Annotated in this window: 6 protein-coding genes; 3 read left to right on the top strand and 3 right to left on the bottom strand. The window is 69.5% G+C overall.

Annotated features, from left to right (window positions below; genetic code table 11):
- Positions 1–125: 125 nt before the first annotated feature.
- The 3 genes from VF794_RS39785 to mglB form a co-directional block, all read right to left on the bottom strand.
- On the bottom strand, positions 126–575 hold the full coding sequence (locus tag VF794_RS39785) for a cyclic nucleotide-binding domain-containing protein (RefSeq protein WP_331118949.1): 450 nt from the start codon (positions 573–575) through the stop codon (positions 126–128).
- Positions 576–684: 109 nt separating this feature from the next.
- Positions 685–1272 carry a gliding-motility regulator Ras-like GTPase MglA gene (mglA, locus tag VF794_RS39780; RefSeq protein ID WP_331118947.1) on the bottom strand — a complete coding sequence of 196 codons (588 nt, stop codon included), beginning with the start codon at positions 1270–1272 and terminating at the stop codon, positions 685–687.
- Positions 1273–1283: 11 nt separating this feature from the next.
- Positions 1284–1763 (bottom strand): gliding-motility regulator GTPase-activating protein MglB, encoded by a 480-nt coding sequence (gene mglB / locus VF794_RS39775; RefSeq protein ID WP_002626753.1) that lies wholly within the window; start codon positions 1761–1763, stop codon positions 1284–1286.
- Between the two features lie 509 nt (positions 1764–2272).
- Between mglB and VF794_RS39770 the strand changes: the two genes are divergently transcribed.
- The 3 genes from VF794_RS39770 to VF794_RS39760 form a co-directional block, all read left to right on the top strand.
- On the top strand, positions 2273–3625 hold the full coding sequence (locus tag VF794_RS39770; protein ID WP_331118937.1) for an MSCRAMM family protein: 1353 nt from the start codon (positions 2273–2275) through the stop codon (positions 3623–3625).
- Positions 3622–5589: a hypothetical protein gene (locus VF794_RS39765; RefSeq protein ID WP_331118935.1), complete on the top strand. Its 1968-nt coding sequence runs from the start codon at positions 3622–3624 to the stop codon at positions 5587–5589. Before VF794_RS39770 ends, VF794_RS39765 begins: the two co-directional genes overlap by 4 nt.
- Before the next feature lie 10 nt (positions 5590–5599).
- On the top strand, positions 5600–6489 hold an 890-nt coding region (locus VF794_RS39760), incomplete at its 3' end, for a serine/threonine-protein kinase (protein WP_331118933.1).

Genomic DNA, 6489 nt, shown 5'->3' with positions numbered 1-6489 from the left:
ATCGACGGGGAGCCGCACCGGGTGGGCTACGGGGACGTGCTCGCGTGCGCGCCGGGCCTGGCGCCGCAGTTCATCGCCGAGAGCAAGGGCTTCCTCGCGGACATCGGCTGGAGCCCCCGCGCGTTTCAGCCCTGACGGGCGGACAGCCGGGCATTGGCCTCGCGCACCCGGGCCGACAGGATGCGCGCGATGTTGAGGACGACGAAGGTGAAGCCCTCGCGGTGCTGCTGCCGGAAGGTGGCCAGGTGCTCGGTGGTGAGCCGCAACAGCTCCGTGTCCGTGCGCGCCCGCACGGTGGCGGAGCGGTCCTCGAGATCGATGAGGCTCATCTCCCCGAAGAAGCCCGGCGCGCTGAGCACCGTGAGGGGCCGGGACACACCGCCACCATCCCGGCGCGTCAGCTCCACTTCTCCCCGGACGATGAGGTAGAGGCAGTCTCCGCGCTCGCCCTCCTCGAACACCACGTCCCCGGCGGAGTAGCGCCGCCGCTCGGACAGCTCGGCCAGGTGGGCGAGTTCCGCGCTGGAGAGCATCTCGAACAACGGCGATGACGACACGACGGCCAGCTTCTCCATGTCTCCCGTCCCCCCGGGACTCAGGTGGTTGGCCCGGAGTCTACTCCGTGCGCACCCCTCCGATGGCGAGGGCCACCTGGGCCTCGCCTCCGGGTTGGGCGGGAAACACCTAGCCGCCCTTCTTGAGCTCCGTGAGCACCAGCTTGGCCACGGCCTTGAGCGTGTCGAACACGCCCACGCCCGTGGGCGCCACCGCCTGATAGTCGGGGATGTTGCGCGGGTTGAGCGCCTGGCGCATCTCCTCGATCGTCAGCGCGTTGGGCAGGTCGCGCTTGTTGTACTGGAGCACGGCGGGGATCTTGTTGAGGTCGTATCCCTGCTCGGCCAGGTTGATGCGCAGGTTCTCGAACGACTCCATGTTGGCTTCCATGCGCTCGACCTGGGAGTCGGCCACGAACACCACGCCGTCCACACCCTTGAGGATGAGCTTGCGGCTGGCGTCGTAGAAGACCTGACCGGGCACCGTGTACAGGTGGAAGCGCGTCTTGAAACCGCGAATCTCACCGAGCGACAGCGGCAGGAAGTCGAAGAAGAGCGTGCGATCCGTCTCGGTCGAGAGCGAGATGAGCTTGCCCTTCGTCTCCGCGGCGGTCTTGTTGTAGATGTACTGCAGGTTCGTCGTCTTCCCGCACAACCCGGGACCGTAGTAGACGATCTTGCAGTTGATTTCGCGAGACGAGTAGTTGATGAAGGACATGGCTTCCCGGGTTACTCGCTGAAGAGGTTGTCGATATCGTCGTCGGAAATCTCGGCGAACGGAGATCCGACCCCGGGTCCATCGGTCTTCTTCACCAGGCTCTCGAAGATCTTGGTCAGCTCGTCGCTGGCCTTCTTGATGCGCAGGCGCACCAGACCGAGGCTCGTCCGGTTGTCGAAGATGACGACCAGGACCACCCGACTCCCGACGATCGTCATGTAGAGCGAGTCCTTGGCCCCCTCGTGGAACTGATGGGGGAACTCGTTCTCACCAATCAGCTTCGCGAGGCCGCCCATCGCCGCCACGTTACCGGCCGTCAGCGAGGCCAGCGAGGTGGTGTCGATGTTCTGCGTCTGCCCCGCGGAGGAGATGAGCTGCCCGTTCTTGTCGACGAGGAACACCACCTTCGCGTTCGCGTCCTTGGTCAACCGGTCGCAAACCGCGTTGATCTTGGTGAACTCCTCTTCGTACATCACCAATTGCGTGCCCATGGGCGTTTACGCTCCTAAGCGTTCGCTCGACCTGTACTTCCGCGGCCCCCGAGGGTTCCCCGTAGGTTTCCGGAATGAATTTCGGAGGTTAGGTGCGGCGCTCCCGACCGGTGGAGCTTTAGCAAAGCCGTTCCAACCCGGCAAGAAGCCACCTCACGGTAAGGAATCATGTGCTCCCGGGGCTGGCGTCCAGGCACGAGCCCGTGTCGGCTGCCTGCCGACATCCGTGGAGGGGGGACGATGTGGGGGAGGGTAGGGGATTCCATCGGGAGGGGGGGCCCAAGGGCGGGCGCGGCCTGTTTTGAGGGGACTTGTCCAGTCTTCACTATACTCCGGCTGTGCTGGTCCTTCCGCGCCACTTTTTCGTCCTCCTACTTGCGCTCACCCTGACGGTGCCGAGCCGCGCCGCGGCCCAGTCGGAGCCGGAGCGTGTCTCCTTACGGCTGCGTTATGGACTGGCCTTCCGCCAGGGGACCCAGGAGTCCGGGCCTTCGGTCACCTATGGAGGCTTGACGCCCAATGATTGGGCGCTGGGGGCCACCGCCTTCGACGTGCTCGGCCCGGAGTGGCTGGGGGTCTGGGCCAGCGTGCAGCGCGAGGGCTTCAGTCTGTTGCGGGGCGAGGACCGCGTCACCGGGGGCAGCCTGCTGCGCGGCTCGGTGGGCCCGGCGGCGCGGCGCTCCTTCGGGCCGGTGCGCGCGGAGCTGAGCGTGGGCTATGGCTTCGCCCAGCTCCCGGCCTTCTCCAGCGCGGGTACGACGCTGTTGAGCCCCGTGGTGCGCCATGCCGCGCTGGTGGGCGGTCGCGTCCTCGTGCCGTTGCCCGCGCGCCTGCGGGCGGAGGTGCGCGGCGAGGTGCCGGTGGCGCTCGGCTCCACGTCCAGCGGTTTCGTGGCCGGCGCCGCGCTGCTCGCTCCTCTGGTGCGCAGGGGCGAGTGGGGTGGAGCGCTGGTGCTGGACTACCAGTACGTGCATGACGCGCGGACGGCGGCGGACGGGGTGAAGTCCCGGCAGGGCATCAGCCGTGTCGGCGTGGCGCTCGAGCTCGCGTGCGGTGGGGGAGAGCGGGAGACCTTCACCGACTGGCTCTCGGGGCGGACGAAGGGCGAGCTGGTGCTCGCGGTGGTGGATGAGGACACCGGCGCCGCGCTGCCCGGAGCCGAGGTGGTGCTGACGGTGGGTGGAGTGGCGCAGACGCCGCGCGCCGCCGATGCGGACGGGCGGTTGACGGGCGTGGTGCTGCCTCCCGGTGAGGTGCTCGCGCGGGCGAGCGTGGGCGGCTACCTGCCCGCGGAGGGGCGCATCACGCTGGAGGCGGGTCGGCGCTCGGAGCTGGTGGTGCGCGCCCGCCCGGAGCCTCAGCAGGGAAGCGTGCTCGTCACCGTGACGGATGCGCGAGGCGGCGCGCCCCTGGCGGGTGCCACCGTCGTCGCGGGCTCTACCCAGGCCCTCACCGATGCGGCGGGCGTGGTGCGCCTGGAGAAACTCGCCCCGGGGCCGCTGGAGGTGAAAATATCCGCTGAGGGCTTCCGCGTCGTGCAGGAGGCCGTGGTCGTCCTCGCTGGCACGGAGACTCCCCTGCCCGTGTCGCTCGTCTCCGCACGGCAGGGGCTGCCTGCTACCCTGTCTGGTCAGGTGCGCAGCGTCCGTAAGGGCCAGCCGCTCCATGCCTGGGTCTCCGTCCCTGAGGCTAAGCTTCGCCGCCGGACGGACGAGAGGGGGACTTTCCAGGTCCAGCTCAAGCAAGGTAGGTATCGTCTCGTCTTCTCGGCTCCCGGGCATCTCTCCCAAACCAAGGTCGTCACCGTGCACGACGGTGAACAAGCCATCTTCAACGTCGATCTCTTCCCCAAGTCCCGGTGAGCATCCTGCGTACCTCCCTCGTATCCGCGTTCGTCCTGCTGCTGGCCACGGCCTGTGGTGAGGAGGAGTCGTTGCCTTCCACGCCGCCTCCGCCTTCCGTCGCGGAGGTGAAGCCCGCGGCCGTGGTGGACGCGGGCGTGGCTTCGCTCGCACAGCTCGCGGCGGTGAAGGGCGAGGTGCGTCTGGAGCGCGGAGGCCAGGTGGCGCCCACGACGGGGGGCCCGTTGTGGAGTGGGGACGCGGTGGAGACGGGGGCGGACGGAGGCGCCACGGTGCGCTTCGCCGACGGGCGCACGGTAGAGGTGGGGCCGGAGGCGCGCTTCGTCCTCAGCCAGGACGCGAGCGGCCTGGTGCTGGAGGTGTCGCGCGGCCTCGTGCTGTCGCGAGTGCCCGCCACCGCTTCCCCGGCGCAGGCGGGCTCCCAGGTGCAGCTCACCATCCTCACGCCCATGGGCCTCACCCGGGTGGGTTCGGACCAGAGCGAGGTGCAGGTGGGGGTGGCCGAGGGCGAGAGCCGCGTGGAGGTGTTGCTGGGCTCCGTGGAGGTGGTGGCGAAGAACGGGCAGTCGGTGCGGGCCTCGGAGGGGCAGTCCGTCTCGGTGAAGACCGAGGGCGTGACGACGCGGGTGCTGGAGCTGGCGCCCATCCAGGTGACGGTGCACGCCGCGGCGGGCCGCGCGGAGTGGCGCCAGAAGGGCAGTGCCCGGTGGCGAGTGGTGGACCGCAATGGCGAGCCGCTGAAGGCCGGTGACGCCGTGCGCGTGCGTCAGGGCACGGCGCTGTTGAACCTGGCGGGCTCCGAGTCCCAGCTCTCCCTGGGCAATGGGGGCGAGCTGGTGGTGGAGGGCGTGTCCCAGAGCGGCTCCGTCGACGAGGCGCGGGTGGACCTGCGCAAGGGCGAGCTGGGGCTGGTGCTGGCTCCGGGTCGCGCCAGCCGGGTGGTGCTGCCGGGGCTCTTGCTGGAGGCCCAGGGCGCCGCCCGGCTCGACGTGCGGCGCACGGAGGACGGCTTCACCGTGGACTCGCGCGCGGGCGACGTGACGCTGGTGCGCGGTTCGGCTCGCGAGCCCCTGCGCGCGGGTGAGCGCGCCACCGTGGGCGCCGAGGCCACCGCGCAGGTGGAGACACTGGCGCGGGCGCCGCTCGCGCTGCCCTCGGTGCCGGGCCAGCAGGTGTTCCAACGTCGTCCGTCGGAGGTGGCCCTCACGTGGGAGGAGGCCGGCGAGGTGCGCGTGGAGGTGGCCTCGGATGCCGACTTCAAGCGGACCGTGCTGGAGGGCGTGGCTCGCGGGGGCTTCGTCAACGTGACGGCGCCCGCCCGGGGCGCGCTGTACTGGCGGGTGCAGCGGCCGGAGGGCTCGGACGTGGTGCGCGGCAGCGCGTCCTTCGGACCGGAGCCCTCCTCCAAGGGCGAGCTGGATCAGCTGCGCAACCGCGTCCCCGAGGGCCCCGAGAAGACGACCATCTTCTTCCAGGACAAGCCACCGGCCGTCACCTTCACCTGCCCGCCGGAGCCGGGTGCGGAGTCCTACAAGGTGTCGGTGTACCGCAGCGGCGCGCTCGGCCAGCCCGTGGCGGAGCGCTCCGCCGCCTCACCCCAGGTGCCGCTCGAGGCGGGCGTCCTGAACGAGGGCAACTTCCTCTGGTCCATCACCCCGCTGGCCTCCAATGGCCGGCCGGTACGCGGTGGGCGGATGAACAAGCTGGAGCTCGTCTTCGACAACTCCGTGCCCACGCTCGTCGTCAACTCCCCGCGGGAGGGACAGCGCGCGGGCTCTCGCGTGCGCGTGACCGGTTTGGCTCCGGTGGGCTCGCAGGTCTTCGTGAATGACAAGCCACTGACACTCGACTCGAAGCACCGCTTCGATACGTGGGTGTCTCCCGCGGGGCAACCGCCTCGCGTGGTGTTCAAGATTTCCAGATCGGGCGCGCCGGATGTCTACACGGTGCGAACCCTGAAGTGAGGCTTTTGGGATGACAACTCAAGCCAAGACGGAACCCGGAACGAGCGCCGACGCGCAACTCCGGCCCTATGGCCAGTACGTGCTGATGCGCAAGCTCGCCGAGGGCGGCATGGCGGAGATCTTCCTCGCCAAGCGGCTCGGCGCGGATGGATTCGAACGCAACGTCGTCATCAAGCGGATGCTGCCCCACCTGTCGGGCCTGCCGGACTTCGTGGAGATGTTCCGCGACGAGGCGCGGCTGGCGGCGCGGCTGGTGCACCCCAACGTGGTGCAGATCCACGAGCTGGGCTTCACCGAGGACTGCTACTACATCTGCATGGAGTACCTGCCGGGGGAGGACTTCTCCACCACGGTGCGTACGGCGAGCTACCGGGGCGAGTACGTGCCCGTGTCGCTGGTGATGAAGGTACTCGCCGACGCGGCGCGCGGCCTGCACTACGCCCACGACTTCACCGACGAGTCGGGCCGGCCGCTGAACATCGTCCACCGCGACATCTCGCCCTCCAACCTGTACGTGACGTACGAGGGCCAGGTGAAGGTGCTGGACTTCGGCATCGCCAAGGCCGAGTCGCGCCTGGCCCAGACGCGCACTGGCGTGGTGAAGGGCAAGTACGTCTACATGGCGCCGGAGCAGGCCCGGGGCGGCGAGGTGGACCGGCGCGCGGACATCTTCTCGCTGGGCGTGAGCCTGTACGAGGCGCTCACCCACGTGCGGCCCTTCGCCCGGGACAACGACCTGGCGGTGCTCAACGCCCTGCTGGGAGGGGAGTTCCAGCCGCCGAGGGCGCTGCGGCCCGACCTGTCGCCGGAGCTGGAGGCGGTGGTGCTCAAGGCGATGGCGTATGAGCCCGCGCACCGCTACGCCACCGCCGCGGAGTTCGCGGACGACCTGGAGGCCCT

The sequence above is a fragment of the Archangium sp. genome, from assembly GCF_036389735.1.
GTDB lineage: Bacteria > Myxococcota > Myxococcia > Myxococcales > Myxococcaceae > Archangium.
Note: the sequence above shows the minus strand (reverse complement) of the source record. Positions and strands in the feature narration are given on the sequence as shown.

Excerpts from the sequence above, each read along its gene's own strand:
- mglB (WP_002626753.1), bottom strand. The coding sequence starts at position 1,763 with ATGGGCACGCAATTGGTGATGTACGAAGAGGAGTTCACCAAGATCAAC.
- mglA (WP_331118947.1), bottom strand. The coding sequence starts at position 1,272 with ATGTCCTTCATCAACTACTCGTCTCGCGAAATCAACTGCAAGATCGTC.
- VF794_RS39785 (WP_331118949.1), bottom strand. The coding sequence starts at position 575 with ATGGAGAAGCTGGCCGTCGTGTCGTCATCGCCGTTGTTCGAGATGCTC.